The organism is Klebsiella michiganensis (genome assembly GCF_002925905.1).
GTDB classification, from domain to species: Bacteria; Pseudomonadota; Gammaproteobacteria; order Enterobacterales; family Enterobacteriaceae; genus Klebsiella; species Klebsiella michiganensis.
The window spans coordinates 102,240-118,209 of record NZ_PRDB01000011.1; the positions used below are offsets into that span (position 1 = coordinate 102,240).

Consider the following 15,970-nt stretch of genomic DNA (forward strand, 5'->3'; position numbering starts at 1 on the left):
CCGCTTGTTTACACATTAAATATTAATGCGTATATTTCTCATTTGCATTCAAAGCAAATACAGTGCACTGACGATCTACCGCGGCCATCGCGCCGCAGCAAATAACAACAATCACACGATCAAGGGCTTATGATGTCTCTCTCCACCAACTTTCGGGATGGGCGTAACGCGCCGTCCCTGCTTGCTATGGGTATCGCGCTGGCGATCTTTCCCAACCTCAGTCAGGCAGCCGGCACGTCCGAAGACACTATTATTGTAGAAGGTTCCGCAGATAGCGCCTCGGAGACACAAGAGCAGGACTACAGCGTCAGAACCACCTCAGCCGGGACTAAAATGGAGATGGCCCAGCGCGATATCCCGCAATCGGTCAGTATCATTACCGAACAGCGGATGCGGGATCAGCAGCTGCAAACGCTGGGCGACGTCATGGACCATACCATGGGGATCAGCAGCAGCCAGGCGGACTCAGACCGCACCAGCTTTTATTCCCGCGGTTTTGAGATCGACAATTATATGGTCGATGGCATTCCGACCTGGTTTGAATCTCGCTGGAATTTGGGCGACGCGCTTTCCGATATGGCCCTCTTCGAACGGGTTGAGGTCGTACGCGGCGCCAACGGCTTGCTGACGGGTACCGGCAACCCTGCCGCGTCGGTCAATATGATCCGCAAGCACGCGACCAGCCGGGAGTTCAAGGGAAACGTCTCCGCGGAGTACGGCAGCTGGAATAAGCAGCGCTACGTTGCTGATATGCAAAGCCCGCTGACTGACGATGGCAGCGTACGGGCGCGCATTATCGCCGGTTATCAAAACAATGACTCGTGGCTGGATCGCTATAACAGCGAAAAAACGTTCTTCTCCGGCATTCTTGATGCCGATCTCGGTACGTCGTCCGCTTTATCCGCTGGCTACGAGTATCAGCGTATCGACGTGAATAGCCCGACATGGGGTGGCCTGCCTCGCTGGAATACCGATGGCAGCAAGAACCACTATGATCGCGCCCACAGCACCGCGCCCGACTGGGCCTATAACGACAAAGAGATCAACAAGGTCTTCGTCACGCTGAAACAGCGCTTTGCCGATACCTGGCAGGCAACGATGAATGCCACCCATTCTGAGATCACGTTCGACAGCAAGATGATGTACGTGGACGCGTATGTCAACAAAGCGACCGGAATGCTGGTGGGCCCCTATAGCAGCTACGGCCCGGGCTATGATTACGTCGGCGGTACCGGCTGGAATAGCGGCAAACGTAAAGTCGACGCCGTTGACCTGTTCGCCGACGGCGGCTACGACCTGTTTGGTCGCCAGCACAACCTGATGATCGGCACCAGCTACAGTAAACAAAACAACCGCTATTTCAGTTCGTGGGCAAACGTCTTTCCCGATGAGGTTGGCAGCTTCTATAGCTTCAATAGCGCGACATTCCCGGAAACCAGCTGGGGCCCGCAGAGCCTGGCGCAGGACGATACCACGCGAATGAAGTCGCTGTATGCGGCGACGCGTTTTTCCCTGCTTGACCCGCTGCATCTGATTCTTGGCGTCCGCTATAACAACTGGAGCATCGAGACGCTAACCTACACGATGGAGAAAAACCATACCACCCCGTACGCCGGGCTGGTTTACGACATCAACGACAGCTGGTCGGCCTACACCAGCTATACCTCGGTCTTCCAGCCGCAGAATAAGCGCGATAGTTCCGGAAAATACCTGACCCCGGTTACCGGAAACAACTATGAAGTGGGCCTGAAGTCGGACTGGATGGACAGCCGGTTAACGACGACGCTCGCCCTATTCCGCATCGAGCAGGATAACCTCGGCCAGGCGACCGGCGGGCAAATCCCCGGCAGCAATGGCGAAGCAGCCTATAAAACCGTCGACGGTACCGTAAGCAAAGGGGTGGAGTTCGAAATCAACGGGGCGGTTACCGATAACTGGCAGATGACCTTTGGGGCGACGCGTTTTGTCGCTGAAGACAATGAAGGCAATGCGGTGAATCCCAACCTGCCGCGTACCAGCGTCAAGCTGTTCACCCGCTACCGTCTGCCGGTAATGCCTGAACTGACCGTCGGCGGCGGCGTTAACTGGCAGAACCGGGTGTATAAAGATACCGCGACGCCGTACGGGACGTTCCGTGCGGAACAAGGCAGCTACGCGCTGGTGGATGTGTTCACTCGCTACCAGGTCACTAAAAATTTTGCTGTGCAGGGTAACGTCAATAACCTGTTCGACAAAACCTACGACACCAACGTCGATGGTTCCATCGTCTACGGCGAACCGCGCAACGTCAGCATTACGGCCAGCTATCAGTTCTGATCTCTGCTTAACGTGACAAAAGCCGCGGGCGCGCTTTTAACGCCTGCGGCCATTAAAAAAGGCAGCCCGTAGGCTGCCTTAGTCTCCCCATATCACAACTTAGCTGTTGCGGATGTATTCATCCATTTCAGTTTTCAGGTTATCGGATTTGGTACCGAAAATAGCCTGAACGCCTGAACCTGCAACAACCACGCCTGCGGCACCCAGTTTTTTCAGGCCAGCCTGATCAACTTTCGCCACATCCGCCACGCTCACGCGCAGACGAGTGATACATGCGTCGAGGTTAGTAATGTTCTCTTTACCGCCGAACGCGGCAATCAGAGCCGGAGCCATTTCGCTGGTCGCGCCAGCTTTGCTGTCTTCGGTGGCGTCTTCACGACCCGGGGTTTTCAGATCCAGCGCTTTGATCAGCACGCGGAACACCACGTAGTAAACAATCGCGTAGCAGATACCGACGATCGGGAACAGCCACAGCTTGCTGCTGTTGCCAGACAGAACGATGAAGTCGATCAGACCGTGAGAGAACGACGTACCGTCACGCATACCCAGCAGGATACAGATCGGGAAGGCCAGACCTGCCAGAATCGCGTGGATGATGTACAGGATCGGCGCAACGAACATGAACGAGAACTCGATCGGCTCGGTAATACCGGTCAGGAACGAGGTCAGCGCTGCGGAGATCATGATACCGCCCACTTTCGCGCGGTTTTCTGGTTTGGCAGAGTGCCAGATAGCGATAGCGGCGGCCGGCAGACCGTACATTTTGAACAGGAAGCCGCCGGACAGTTTGCCCGCAGTCGGGTCGCCTGCCATATAGCGCGGAATATCACCGTGGAAGACCTGACCTGCTGCGTTGGTGTATTCACCAATCTGCATCTGGAAAGGAACGTTCCAGATGTGGTGCAGACCAAACGGCACCAGGCAGCGCTCAATGAAGCCGTAGATACCGAACGCGACAACCGGGTTCTGGTAAGCGGCCCACTGGGAGAAAGTCTGGATTGCGGTACCGATCGGTGGCCAGATAAAGGACAGGATCACGCCAGTGAAGATCGCTGCCAGGCCGGAGATAATTGGCACAAAACGCTTGCCCGCAAAGAAGCCCAGATACTCAGGCAGCTTAATGCGATAGAAGCGGTTGAACATGTAGGCTGCGATGGCACCGGAGATGATACCGCCGAGGACGCCGGTATCCGCCAGGTGTTTAGCCGCAATCTCTTCAGCAGGTAAATGCAGAACCAGAGGTGCAACCACGGCCATGGTTTTCACCATGATGCCGTAAGCGACGACCGATGCCAGAGCGGATACGCCGTCGTTATTGGTGAAGCCAAGTGCGACACCGATAGCAAAAATCAGCGGCATGTTAGCGAAGACCGAACCGCCCGCTTCCGCCATGACGTGGGAAACTACGGCTGGCAGCCAGCTGAAGTTTGCGGAACCGACGCCCAGCAGGATACCTGCGATAGGCAGTACGGATACCGGCAGCATCAGCGATTTACCGACCTTCTGCAGGTTAGCAAATGCATTCTTAAACATAATTGAGAGTGCTCCTGAGTATTTGGTGCTTTTTTACGTTTTCACGCATTGGCCCGGGGGAGAACCGCGCCGTGGACAGGACATCTAAGCGCCCTTTATTTATTACACAGAGTAAAATAATTACCGGGATGATTGTTTGACGGCTATCACGTTTCAATCAGACACCCATTAAAAACTGACATTGATTTACATAACTCGTGTCTGAATGTTGCCAAAAAACCTTCACCGCCCCATTTGTGGCGGTGAACTTTACTCGCTTTAGCTATTAATTACGAGCCTTAAAATAATAAGCAATATCAGAGAGGTTGCAGCCGGGAGGGGTCAATATGAAAAAGCGTCGCGAAATTTTCAGTCGTCTGTTGTGCCAGCTGCTCCAGCGATACGCCCTTGAGGACCGCCATATACTCGGCGACGTCCCTGACCATCGCCGGCTGGTTCTCTTTGCCGCGATGCGGTACCGGCGCCAGATACGGCGAATCGGTCTCCACCAGCAGGCGATCGAGAGGTACATAGCGCGCAGCATCGCGAAGCTGCTCCGCATTACGGAACGTCACAATGCCGGAAAACGAGATATAGAACCCCATATCCAGCAGCTTACCCGCTGTCTCCCTATCCTCAGTGAAACAGTGTAGTACGCCACCGCAATCCGTCACTTTTTCTTCGCGTAAAATTTCCAGCGTATCGGCGCGGGCATCGCGGGTGTGAACAATAACCGGCTTATTCAGCTCCCGGCCTATACGGATATGATCGCGAAACGACGCCTGCTGACGCGCTTTTGTTTCCGGCGTGTAGAAATAATCGAGCCCGGTCTCGCCCATCGCGACGACGCCGTTCTCTGCTGCGAGTTTGCGCAGCTCTTCAACGTCATACTCTTCATCCTGGTTTAACGGATGGACGCCGCAGGAAAAAACGACGTCGTGACGCTGCCCCACCAGCTCGCGCATACCGCGGTATCCCGGCAGCGTCGTCGCCACCGCCAGGCAAAATTTCACATCGCGCGCGGAAGCCTTTGCCAGTACATCGTCCACATCTTTATGCAGCGTTTGATAATCCAGGCCATCGAGATGGCAATGGGAGTCGACTAAAAACATGATGTCTCTCTCAGAGGTGGGATACGGGAAGAACCGCCCCGGGTTGCAGGTAATGTTCCCAGCGCAGAAGGCGCTCGGTTAGCAGCAGTTCGCGATTAATGCCGACAACGCTCAACAGCTGTTCGCGGCAGGCGCTGACGTCACGCGCAATCGCCTGCAGGCGCGCCGCCGGCAGCGCAGCGGCCAGCTGATTGACCAGTGGCCAGGCGTCCGGATTGCTGATAAGCGTAATCCCCTGCTGCCTTTTTTGCGCATCGACCAGCAGCGATGCCAGCCAGTGCAGGCGAATCGCGGCCTGTTCATGGTTCAAAATCGGCAACAGCGTCAGCCAGTCGCCGTGAGTTAAAATATTACCCAGGATCTGACAAAGCTGCTGGCGCGGTGCCCAGTGAGTATCCTGCAGCAGATCCAGCGCTGCCGCTGGCGCGTTGGCGCTCAGCCGCAGCGCCGCGAGCAGCGCGTCTTGTGACATCGTCACTTCACGCTCTAACCACGCCAGCGCGTAGCGTTCTGTAGGCGGAGCAAGGTGATACAAACGACAGCGGCTGCGCAGCGTTGCCAGCAGGCGCGCTAGCTCCTGACAGGCCAGGAAGAACCAGGTATTCTCCGGCGGCTCCTCCAGCGTTTTCAGCAGCGCGTTTGCCGCCGCATCCGTCAGCATAGCGGCATCGCCTATCCACACCACCTTCGCGCCGCCAAGCCGGGCGTGCTCATAAAGCTTTTCGCTCACTTCGCGCACGGCATCGATCCCGAGCGAGCTCTTCCCCTTTTCCGGGGCCAACGCATAATAATCAGGATGGGTACCGGCCTGCATCAGCTGACAGCTGTGGCAATGACCGCAGCTTTTATGCCCTTCCGGCTGGCGGCACATCAGAAAGCGACAAAGCGCGTAAATCAGCGCATCGCTCCCCATGCCCGGCAGCGCCTGGACCATCAGCGCATGGTGGCCCCGTCCCGCCTGATAGCTGGCAACCAGCTGTTCAAAGGGCGGGCGTAACCACGGATACCATTTCATGGGAGTTGCTCCGCAACCCACCGATTCACCACCGCACGGATGTCGCGCTCGACGGCCTCCAGCGGCTGGGTGGCGTCAACGGTGCGGATGGTGGGATCCTGCGCCGCCAGTTCAAGGTAGCGCGCGCGAGTTCGATTAAAGAAATCCAGCGACTCCTGCTCAATTCGGTCAAGTTCGCCGCGGGCGCGGGCGCGCTTCAGGCCCACCTCCGGAGTCACATCAAGATAAAGCGTCAGATGGGGACGAAAGTCTCCCAGTACCGCGTCACGCAGGGTCGCCAGCATCGTCTGGTCGATACCGCGACCGCCGCCCTGATAGGCCTGGGTAGAGAGATCGTGACGATCGCCAATGACCCATTGACCGCGCGCCAGAGCGGGTTTAATCACCGTCTCTACCAGCTGTACGCGCGCCGCGTAAAACATCAGCACTTCCGCTTTATCATTAATCACTTCATCGCCGGTGGACTGAATATCCAGCACCAGGCTGCGCAGCTTCTCGGCCAGAATGGTGCCGCCCGGTTCGCGGGTAAACACCATATCGCTAACGCCCAGCTGTTTTAGCGTCTCTACCACACATTCACGCGCGGTGGTTTTCCCTGCGCCCTCCAGGCCCTCGATGACGATATAGTTACTGCGCATTTTTTTCCTTAAGTACTTTCAAATAATCCTGAACCGAGCGGTTATGGCTGGCCAGGTTGGTGTTAAACGTATGCCCGCCCTTACCGTCCGCGACAAAATAAAGATACGGCGTTTTCGCCGGATGCGCGGCGGCGTTCAGCGAGGCCTCGCCCGGTGCGGCAATGGGTCCGGGCGGCATACCGTTAATGGCATAGGTATTGTAAGCGGTCGGCGTTTCCAGGTCTTTACGCGTCAATTTGCCATTATAACTCTCCCCCATCCCGTAAATCACGGTGGGATCGGTTTGCAGACGCATGCCGATACGTAAACGATTAATAAATACCGATGCGACGCGGTCGCGCTCTTCCGGCAGCGCCGTCTCTTTTTCAATGATAGAGGCCATCGTCAGCAGCTGATTCTTATCATGATACGGCAGATTCTCCATCCGCCCTTCCCAGGTTTTATCGACCGCGGCAACCATCTTCTGATGCGCGCGCTTAAGGATCGCCACATCGCTGGTATTGGCGGTATACATCCAGGTATCCGGCCAGAACCAGCCTTCAACCCAATCGGGATGTTCCAGTTCAAGGGCCTTCGCCACGGTTTCATAGCTGTCATCCGCCAGCGTATGCTTGACGTAAGGCGCATCGCGCAGCTGACGCAGGTAGTCACTCACCCGCATACCTTCAACGAAGCGCAGCGGAAACTGCGCCTCTTTACCGCTGGCGAGCAGCTGCAGCATCTGGCGTACCGTCATATCAGGCGTGAAGCGATAGGTCCCGGCTTTAAAGTGGGACAGCTCAGGCTTGATGCGCAGCAACCACTGGAACACCCGAGGGCGGTTAATGACTTTATCGCTATACAGCTGTTGCCCAAGCGCCAGGCGCCCCGTTCCGGCCTCAAGGGTAAAGATGGTCTCTTCTTTAATCAGTAACTTACTGTCCGCCAGCTGGCGAACTTTCCACATACCGATGCCCGCGGCGATGCCCAGCACCACCACCAACAGCAGAATGAAACGTAACATTTTCTTCATGGCTAATCAGACAGCTCACACAAGGGGGCTAAAAAATGATAAAGCTCGCGCGTGGACCAACGTTTATCGTTCCAGCGGCGAACAGGCACCAGCGGCATTAATGCGTTACAGACAAGGACCTCGTCGGCTTCGCGTAACGCCTCGGGGCGCATGGTGGCTTCGACAACGCGAAACGGCGATGGTGCCAGCTTAGCGAGAATGTACTGGCGCATAATACCGTTGACCCCCGCCTGATCGAGGCGCGGGGTAAAGACGTCGGATCCTTTACGCCAGAATAAGTTCGCGGCACAGCATTCCGTAAGCCACCCGTCGCTGTCAAGGACCAGCGCTTCATCGGCGTCCGTCTGCTCAAGATGAGAACGAATCAGCACCTGCTCCAGCCGATTAAGGTGTTTGAGGCCGGCGAGCGAGGGATTGCGTCCCAGCCTGACAGGGCTCAACGTCACGGAGATCCCCTCCTCGCGCCAGCGAAGATAGTGCTCCGGCCAGGGCGATACGCTGAGGATTCTCACGGGATTCACGCAGCCGGCAGCGCTGTATCCGCGCCCCCCCGCCCCGCGCGTGATGATGACCTTCAGCACGCCATCCTGATGGGGCTGTGCCAGATGCGCCATCTCCTGCGCTAATAGCGCCCAGTCGTCGTAGGGGATAAAGAGCTGTTCACAGGCCTTCTGCAGGCGGGCCAGATGGGCTGACAGCAGCTGAACCCGGCCTCTGACGATGCGCGCCGTGGTAAAGCAGCCATCGCCGAACTGAACGCTGCGATCGTTCACCGCAAGCGTTTCACTTTCAGCGCCATTTATCAAATACATAAAAGTCTCCTTATCGCTGGCCGGTTAGTTTCGCAGGAGGAGATACATTGAACAAGCGGAGAAAACTGAATAAAAAAAGGCCCGACGAGCGGGCCAGTTTTTCGATGAGCATTGACGTCAGCAAAGACGTGGCGTCAGGCGCGCATCACACCCTTTTAAAGATTAGCGAGCCGTTAGTGCCGCCGAAGCCGAAGGAGTTACACAGGGTATACTCCAGATCGCTAACCTGACGCGCTTCGTGCGGAATGAAGTCCAGATCGCAACCGTCATCCGGGTTATCCAGGTTGATGGTTGGCGGAACCGCCCGATCGCGCAGCGCGAGGATGGAGTAGATAGACTCTACTGCGCCCGCGGCGCCCAACAGGTGGCCGGTCATTGACTTAGTCGAGCTGACCATGACGCGGCTGGCAGCGTCACCGAAGACGGATTTCACCGCCTGCGCTTCTGCTTTATCGCCTGCCGGCGTAGAGGTGCCGTGGGCGTTGACGTAGCCAATCTGGCTAGCTTCAATGCCAGCATCACGAATGGCGTTCACCATCGCCAGCGCGGCTCCAGCACCATCTTCCGGTGGCGAAGTCATATGGTAGGCATCGCTGCTCATACCAAAGCCGACGATTTCCGCATAGATTTTCGCGCCGCGTTTTTTCGCGTGCTCATACTCTTCCAGCACGACCATGCCGGCGCCGTCGCCGAGCACGAAACCGTCACGCTCTTTATCCCATGGACGGCTTGCCGCCTGCGGGTTGTCATTGCGCGTGGACAGCGCGCGCGCTGCACCAAAGCCGCCTACGCCCAGCGGGGTACTGGCTTTTTCCGCACCACCGGCGACCATTGCGTCAGCATCGCCATAGGCGATAACGCGCGCGGCGTGACCAATGTTGTGTACGCCAGACGTGCAGGCGGTTGCGATGGAAATGCTTGGTCCACGCAGACCAAACATGATGGTCAGATGCCCGGCCACCATGTTAACGATTGTGGAAGGAACAAAGAACGGGCTGATCTTACGCGGTCCGCCTTTTACCAGCGAACTGTGGTTTTCTTCGATCAGGCCAAGCCCGCCAATACCGGAACCAATAGCGGCACCGATGCGGGTAGCATTCTCTTCCGTCACTTCAAGGCCAGAATCCTGCATGGCCTGAATGCCAGCGACAATTCCATATTGAATGAAGGCGTCCATCTTGCGCTGTTCTTTGCGCGAGATGAAGTCATCACAGTTAAAATCCTTTACTAAGCCAGCAAATTTCGTTGCATAGGCGCTAGTATCGAAATGGTCGATCAGGCTGATGCCACTCTGACCGGCAAGGAGAGCTTTCCAGGTAGACTCTACGGTATTGCCGACAGGAGACAACATGCCCAGTCCGGTCACAACTACACGACGCTTAGACACGGTTGTCCTCCAGGGAGGGAAAATAGATTCTTGTGGGACAAAATATAGATAAAACTCAGGCGGTCGAATGACCGCCTGGAGATGTTCACTTACGCCTGGTGGCCGTTGATGTAATCAATGGCAGCCTGAACAGTAGTGATTTTCTCAGCTTCTTCGTCCGGAATCTCAGTATCAAACTCTTCTTCCAGAGCCATTACCAGCTCAACGGTGTCAAGAGAATCAGCGCCCAGGTCTTCAACGAAGGAAGCATTGTTGGTAACTTCTTCCTGCTTAACGCCCAGCTGTTCGCCGATAATTTTCTTAACGCGTTCTTCGATAGTGCTCATACTCTTAAATTTCCTATCAAAACTCGCTTTCGCGATGGTTTTCGTAGTGTATAAAATGTTGAAAAATTTGCAACTAAATCCCGGCAGGTCTTACCACGATTTTACGCTATTTTGCGGCTGTTTGCCCTCATAACGCAAATCATTTTGTACAAAACATTACGGTGAACCGCACAGACTGCGCGGTTCCTGAGCGTTTTGCACAAATCTCGGTCAGACCATATACATTCCGCCGTTGACGTGCAGAGTTTCACCGGTGATGTAACTCGCTTCGTCAGAGGCTAAAAATGCCACCGCGCTGGCGATTTCATTTGGAGAGCCTAAGCGCCCCGCAGGAACTGCCGCCAGCGTACCCGCACGCTGCTCATCGGTCAGCGCACGCGTCATGTCCGTTTCAATAAAGCCCGGAGCAACAACGTTTACAGTAATACCGCGGGACGCAACTTCGCGAGCCAGTGATTTACTGAAGCCAATCAGACCCGCTTTCGCCGCAGCGTAGTTGGCCTGACCCGCATTTCCCATGGTACCAACCACAGAACCGATAGTGATAATACGTCCATGACGCTTTTTCATCATAGCGCGCATTACCGCTTTTGACAGACGGAAAACAGATGACAGGTTGGTTTCGATAATATCGTTCCACTCATCATCTTTCATGCGCATTAACAGGTTATCACGAGTAATCCCGGCATTGTTCACCAGGATATCAACTTCACCAAATTCTGCGCGAATATTTCCCAGAACAGATTCGATAGATGCAGGATCGGTCACATTCAGCAGCAGACCTTTACCGTTAGCACCTAAATAATCGCTGATCGCCTGCGCGCCGCTCTCGCTGGTCGCAGTACCGATAACTTTCGCGCCACGGGCAACGAGCGTTTCAGCGATTGCGCGGCCAATCCCGCGACTTGCACCGGTAACCAGCGCGATTTTTCCTTCAAAACTCATGGTTTTCCTCTTTTATTGCTCAAGCGCCGCAGACATCGCCGCCGGCTCGTTAAGCGCGGAAGCGGTCAGGGTGTCAACAATACGTTTAGTCAGACCGGTGAGGACTTTACCCGGACCAACTTCATACAGATGCTCTACGCCCTGTGATGCCATAAATTCAACGGTTTTGGTCCACTGAACCGGACTATACAGCTGGCGAACCAGGGCATCACGGATAGCATCAGGCGCCGTTTCACTTTTCACGTCGACGTTGTTTACCACCGCAATCGTCGGCGCGTTAAAGGTGATTTTCTGCAGCTCAACCGCCAGTTTTTCCGCCGCCGGCTTCATCAGCGCGCAGTGGGACGGTACGCTGACCGGCAGCGGCAGGGCACGTTTCGCACCCGCAGCCTTACAGGCGGCTCCCGCGCGCTCTACGGCCTCTTTGTTACCCGCAATAACCACCTGTCCTGGCGAGTTAAAGTTTACCGGAGAAACCACCTGCCCTTCAGCAGATTCTTCGCAGGCTTTGGCAATCGCAGCGTCGTCAAGCCCGATGATCGCGGACATCGCACCGGTACCTTCCGGTACCGCTTCCTGCATAAACCTGCCGCGCATCTCAACCAGGCGGACGGCATCAGCAAAATCAATAACGCCTGCGCATACCAGCGCAGAGTATTCGCCGAGGCTGTGGCCCGCCAGCAAAGCGGGCGCTTTACCGCCCTGCTGCTGCCAGACGCGATACAGCGCTACGGAGGCGGTCAGCAGAGCCGGCTGCGTCTGCCAGGTTTTGTTCAACTCTTCCGCCGGGCCCTGCTGTGCAAGCGCCCACAGATCGTAACCCAACGCCGCAGAGGCTTCACGGAACGTCTCTTCAATGACCGGGTAAGCGGCCGCCATGTCTGACAGCATCCCGACACTCTGAGAGCCCTGTCCCGGGAACACAAAAGCAAATTGCGTCATGTTTAAATCCTTATCCTAAAAACGAACCAGCGCGGAACCCCAGGTGAAACCACCACCGAAGGCTTCCAGCAGAATAAGCTGACCACGTTGAATGCGGCCATCGCGAACGGCTTCATCCAGCGCACAGGGAACAGATGCCGCCGACGTATTGCCGTGTCTGTCGAGCGTGACGACCACGTTGTCCATCGACATGCCCAGCTTCTTCGCCGTGGCGCTGATAATACGCAGGTTGGCCTGATGCGGCACCAGCCAGTCAAGCGCAGAGCGCTCGAGGTTGTTCGCAGCTAAAGTCTCGTCCACGATGTGCGCCAGCTCGGTTACCGCCACCTTAAAGACTTCATTACCCGCCATCGTCAGATAGATGGGGTTTTCCGGTTCGACGCGATCGGCGTTCGGCAGCGTCAGCAGCTCGCCGTAACTGCCATCCGCGTGCAGATGGGTGGAGATGATGCCCGGCTCTTCAGAAGCGCCCAGCACCACGGCACCGGCGCCATCGCCAAAAATAATAATGGTTCCGCGATCGGCAGGATCGCAGGTGCGCGCCAGCACGTCAGCGCCGATCACCAGCGCGTAATCCACCGCACCGTTTTTCACGTATTGATCGGCAACGCTGAGCGCGTAGGTGAACCCCGCGCAGGCCGCAGCGACGTCAAACGCCGGGCAGCCTTTAATACCCAACATTGATTGAATCTGGCAAGCCGAGCTAGGAAACGCATGGGTACCGGAGGTGGTCGCAACAATAATCAGACCAATTTGCTCCGGCTTGACGCCCGCCATGTCCAGCGCATTCTTAGCGGCTTCAAGGCCCATCGTAGCAACTGTTTCATTCGGTGCGGCAATACGACGCTCGCGGATACCGGTACGAGTAACAATCCACTCGTCAGACGTATCGACCATATTTTCCAGTTCAGCGTTCGTACGCACGTGCTCAGGCAGATAGCTGCCGGTACCAATAATCTTCGTATACATGTACGCTCAGTCACTCTTGGGTAATATACCGGGTTAACTCAAACTGCGAGGCGTCAGTCGTTGCCGGTCATCCGGGTTTGAGGCCTGGAATTTCCGCTTCTGCCGCCTTCAGGCAATTCGAAACCTGCAGGGTATAAAGATTCCAGGCGAGCGGCAATTCGCTGAGGAACCTGCCGCTGCACAGCCTGCACTGCCTGCTCTATCGCGACGCAAAAAGCGCGCTGATTGGCAGCCCCATGACTTTTAATCACGGAACCGCGTAATCCTAACAGACAGGCACCATTATACTGGTCGGGGTTGAGGTGACTGAATCGCCTCGACAGGCTTTTTTGTAACCAACGCTTTAATAAAAGCAGCCACCACGACCTTTTTTTCCCCTCTCCCTGTGATTTCAACAGTGAAAGGAACATTCTGACAACACCTTCCATCGTTTTTAATGTGACGTTGCCCGTGAATCCATCACAAACCAAAACATCCGTCTTGCCCGTCAACAATTCGTTGGCTTCCAGATACCCAATATAGTTGAGGGTTGGCAGGGTCTTCAAAACCGCCGCCGCGTCGCGAATGCTGCTGAGACCTTTCATCTCTTCTTCGCCGATATTCAGAAGCGCAACGCGGGGATCCTTAATACCGATCGCTTCTTCGGCAAGAACCGCCCCCATGATGGCAAACTGCACCAGCATTGTGCTATCGCAATCCACGTTAGCGCCTAAATCCAGCACCACCGTTTTGCCCTTCAGCTGATGCGGCAACATAGTAACCAGCGCAGGGCGCTCAATCCCCTCAATGGGCTTAAGCAGCAGCTTCGCCAGCCCCATCAGCGCTCCGGTATTACCCGCACTGACGCAGGCCTCCGCCCGCCCTTCTTTCACTAACTCAAGCGCAATGCGCATTGAGCTACCGCGACTGGCGCGAATCGCTTGCGCGGGTCGAGCATCACTGGCAATAACTGACTGCGCAGGGATAACCTGCAGACGTGAACGTTGTTCAAAATCAGCTTTGGCAAGTAATGGCGCGATAGTGTCGGGATCGCCGACTAAAAGAAGTGTGAGTTGTGAATTAGAGTTCAGTGCCTGCAATGCTGCAGGCACTGTCACGGAAGGGCCAAAATCCCCGCCCATGACATCTAACGCCAGGGTTAGACGTGTCAAGGTATCGTCGCTGCTCGGTTCGGTTATTCCCCAGTTACCCGGGGAGATCCTCACTAAGCTTCATCACGCTTTTACTCTTCGTCTTTCACGCGGCAAGTGCGTTGACTACGCTCGTTCACACCAGTCACATAGTGAGCTATGCTCCTGGTGCTTCTCTCGCTTGCGTCTTCTTGCAACGCGAAATCCATGGAGTAATGCGTGATTACTTAGCGATAACCTTGCGACCGCGGTAGAAACCGTCGGCAGTGATGTGGTGACGCAGGTGTTTTTCACCAGAAGCTTTGTCTACAGACAGGCTGGTGACTGCGGTCAGCGCGTCATGGGAACGACGCATGCCACGTTTGGAACGGGTTGGTTTATTCTGTTGTACGGCCATGGACCTTACTCCTCAATTACTTATGCTTTAAGCTGGCTAATACGGCAAATGGATTTGGTTTTTGTGCCTCTTCAGGCAGTTCACCAAAGACCATGTCCGCGTCGGACACTTCACAGTGTTCAGAATCATGCACCGGAACTACGGGCAAGGCGAGGATGATTTCATCTTCAACCAGCGCCAGCAGATCGATTTCACCGAATTCGTTAACCTCAATCGGCTCATACGCTTCCGGCAGTGCTTCGGCCTGTTCGTCATTTCTGACGGGGCTGAAACAATACGTTGTGTGAACATGATGGGGGAACGGTTTCCCGCAACGCTGACATTCGAGGGTTACCGACACCGTCGCATCGCCGCTTAAAACGGCAAGACGCTGGTTATCGATAGCGAACGACATGCTGCATTCCACATCGCTGTCCACGCTGACAACAGAATCAGCGACACGCACAGCCTGATCACGGGTATAGATACCTTGGTAATCTAAGCGTTTTTGAGCCGTGCGAACCGGATCGAGAGTCAGGGGTAATTTTACCTTTTGCATAGGGCGCGCATATTAACTTTGTAACGTCATAGAGTCAAAGAAAAAGGCAGCCTCAGGTTGCCTTTTGCCATTTATTCGCACACATTGCGGCGCATAGTTTAAAATGATGCTCTGCGAAGCGCTATATGTGGATGAAAAAATATGTCTGAACTAATCCTCGCGTCAACCTCGCCGTGGCGGCGAATGCTGCTGGAAAAACTGTCGGTGCCTTTTGAATGCGCTGCGCCGAACGTTGATGAAACCCCGCTGCCCGGCGAACCTGCCCGCCAGCTGGTGATGCGTCTGGCGCAGGCAAAGGCGCAGGCCCTTGCCGCACGCTACCCACAGCACCTCATTATAGGCTCCGATCAGGTTTGTGTCCTGGACGGTGAAATTACCGGCAAACCGCATACGGAAGAAAACGCCCATCGCCAGCTGAGAAAGGCCAGCGGCACCATCGTCACGTTCTATACCGGCCTGGCGCTGTACAATTCCGCCAACGGTCATCTACAAACGGAATGCGAACCTTTCGACGTTCATTTCCGCCGTTTAAGCGACCAGGAAATTGAGAGCTATATCCGCAAGGAAAACCCGCTGCAGTGCGCCGGAAGCTTTAAAAGCGAAGGTTTAGGCATCACGCTATTCGAACGGCTTGAGGGGCGCGATCCCAACGCGCTGGTCGGTTTGCCGCTCATTGCCCTGTGCCAGATGCTGCGCCGGGAAGCGTTGAATCCCCTGCTCACGTAAACATGATAAAGGCCTCCCGATCCCACGCGGTCTCTTCCTGAGGCCGCGTGCCGCCACTTTACAACGCGTTTTACCCGCTGCCCAACGGAGCAGAGCAGGTTTACCCCAACTTAATTAATGCATCGCCTGTCACAGTTTATTTTACCCGCGCCATTAGAATCCATTATGAAACGTTGTTTTATTTTTAAATGGA

Annotated in this window: 16 protein-coding genes; 2 read left to right on the top strand and 14 right to left on the bottom strand. The window is 55.4% G+C overall.

All coding sequences use genetic code 11. The annotated features are described in order from the left end of the window. Positions 1 to 132: 132 nt before the first annotated feature. Entirely contained in the window at positions 133 to 2,316 is a 2,184-nt protein-coding gene (fhuE, locus tag CDA56_RS21395; RefSeq protein ID WP_104011421.1) for a ferric-rhodotorulic acid/ferric-coprogen receptor FhuE, read from the top strand. 99 nt (positions 2,317 to 2,415) lie between these two features. Here fhuE and ptsG read toward each other — a convergent pair whose 3' ends face one another. The 14 genes from ptsG to yceD form a co-directional block, all read right to left on the bottom strand. Further along, complete coding sequence (gene ptsG, locus CDA56_RS21400) at positions 2,416 to 3,849, bottom strand: PTS glucose transporter subunit IIBC (protein ID WP_014228844.1); 1,434 nt, start codon at positions 3,847 to 3,849, stop codon at positions 2,416 to 2,418. A gap of 296 nt (positions 3,850 to 4,145) precedes the next feature. Further along, complete coding sequence (locus CDA56_RS21405; protein WP_032749596.1) at positions 4,146 to 4,940, bottom strand: metal-dependent hydrolase; 795 nt, start codon at positions 4,938 to 4,940, stop codon at positions 4,146 to 4,148. A 10-nt stretch (positions 4,941 to 4,950) separates the two neighbouring features. Continuing rightward, positions 4,951 to 5,955 carry a DNA polymerase III subunit delta' gene (gene holB, locus CDA56_RS21410; protein ID WP_104011422.1) on the bottom strand — a complete coding sequence of 335 codons (1,005 nt, stop codon included), beginning with the start codon at positions 5,953 to 5,955 and terminating at the stop codon, positions 4,951 to 4,953. Further along, a complete protein-coding gene (gene tmk / locus CDA56_RS21415) occupies positions 5,952 to 6,593 on the bottom strand; it encodes a dTMP kinase (protein WP_025106911.1) in 642 nt (213 codons plus the stop codon). Before tmk ends, holB begins: the two co-directional genes overlap by 4 nt. Then, entirely contained in the window at positions 6,583 to 7,605 is a 1,023-nt protein-coding gene (yceG, locus tag CDA56_RS21420) for a cell division protein YceG (RefSeq protein ID WP_103814015.1), read from the bottom strand. Before yceG ends, tmk begins: the two co-directional genes overlap by 11 nt. A 2-nt stretch (positions 7,606 to 7,607) precedes the next feature. Continuing rightward, positions 7,608 to 8,417: an aminodeoxychorismate lyase gene (gene pabC / locus CDA56_RS21425; RefSeq protein ID WP_025106910.1), complete on the bottom strand. Its 810-nt coding sequence runs from the start codon at positions 8,415 to 8,417 to the stop codon at positions 7,608 to 7,610. A 145-nt stretch (positions 8,418 to 8,562) separates the two neighbouring features. Further along, entirely contained in the window at positions 8,563 to 9,804 is a 1,242-nt protein-coding gene (gene fabF / locus CDA56_RS21430; RefSeq protein WP_103814013.1) for a beta-ketoacyl-ACP synthase II, read from the bottom strand. A gap of 89 nt (positions 9,805 to 9,893) precedes the next feature. Beyond that, positions 9,894 to 10,130 (bottom strand): acyl carrier protein, encoded by a 237-nt coding sequence (acpP, locus tag CDA56_RS21435; RefSeq protein WP_000103754.1) that lies wholly within the window; start codon positions 10,128 to 10,130, stop codon positions 9,894 to 9,896. Positions 10,131 to 10,340: 210 nt separating this feature from the next. Next, positions 10,341 to 11,075: a 3-oxoacyl-ACP reductase FabG gene (gene fabG, locus CDA56_RS21440; protein WP_004131399.1), complete on the bottom strand. Its 735-nt coding sequence runs from the start codon at positions 11,073 to 11,075 to the stop codon at positions 10,341 to 10,343. Positions 11,076 to 11,087: 12 nt separating this feature from the next. Then, a complete protein-coding gene (gene fabD, locus CDA56_RS21445) occupies positions 11,088 to 12,017 on the bottom strand; it encodes an ACP S-malonyltransferase (RefSeq protein ID WP_025106909.1) in 930 nt (309 codons plus the stop codon). Positions 12,018 to 12,032: 15 nt separating this feature from the next. Further along, complete coding sequence (locus CDA56_RS21450) at positions 12,033 to 12,986, bottom strand: beta-ketoacyl-ACP synthase III (RefSeq protein ID WP_004131395.1); 954 nt, start codon at positions 12,984 to 12,986, stop codon at positions 12,033 to 12,035. 53 nt (positions 12,987 to 13,039) lie between these two features. Then, positions 13,040 to 14,137 carry a phosphate acyltransferase PlsX gene (plsX, locus tag CDA56_RS21455; protein WP_071846169.1) on the bottom strand — a complete coding sequence of 366 codons (1,098 nt, stop codon included), beginning with the start codon at positions 14,135 to 14,137 and terminating at the stop codon, positions 13,040 to 13,042. A 202-nt stretch (positions 14,138 to 14,339) separates the two neighbouring features. Next, positions 14,340 to 14,513 (bottom strand): 50S ribosomal protein L32, encoded by a 174-nt coding sequence (gene rpmF, locus CDA56_RS21460; RefSeq protein ID WP_004101077.1) that lies wholly within the window; start codon positions 14,511 to 14,513, stop codon positions 14,340 to 14,342. 16 nt (positions 14,514 to 14,529) lie between these two features. Next, a complete protein-coding gene (gene yceD / locus CDA56_RS21465; RefSeq protein WP_004849895.1) occupies positions 14,530 to 15,051 on the bottom strand; it encodes a 23S rRNA accumulation protein YceD in 522 nt (173 codons plus the stop codon). A gap of 141 nt (positions 15,052 to 15,192) precedes the next feature. Between yceD and CDA56_RS21470 the strand changes: the two genes are divergently transcribed. Continuing rightward, positions 15,193 to 15,777 carry a Maf family protein gene (locus CDA56_RS21470; protein ID WP_004849894.1) on the top strand — a complete coding sequence of 195 codons (585 nt, stop codon included), beginning with the start codon at positions 15,193 to 15,195 and terminating at the stop codon, positions 15,775 to 15,777. The last annotated feature ends 193 nt before the right edge of the window (positions 15,778 to 15,970 follow it).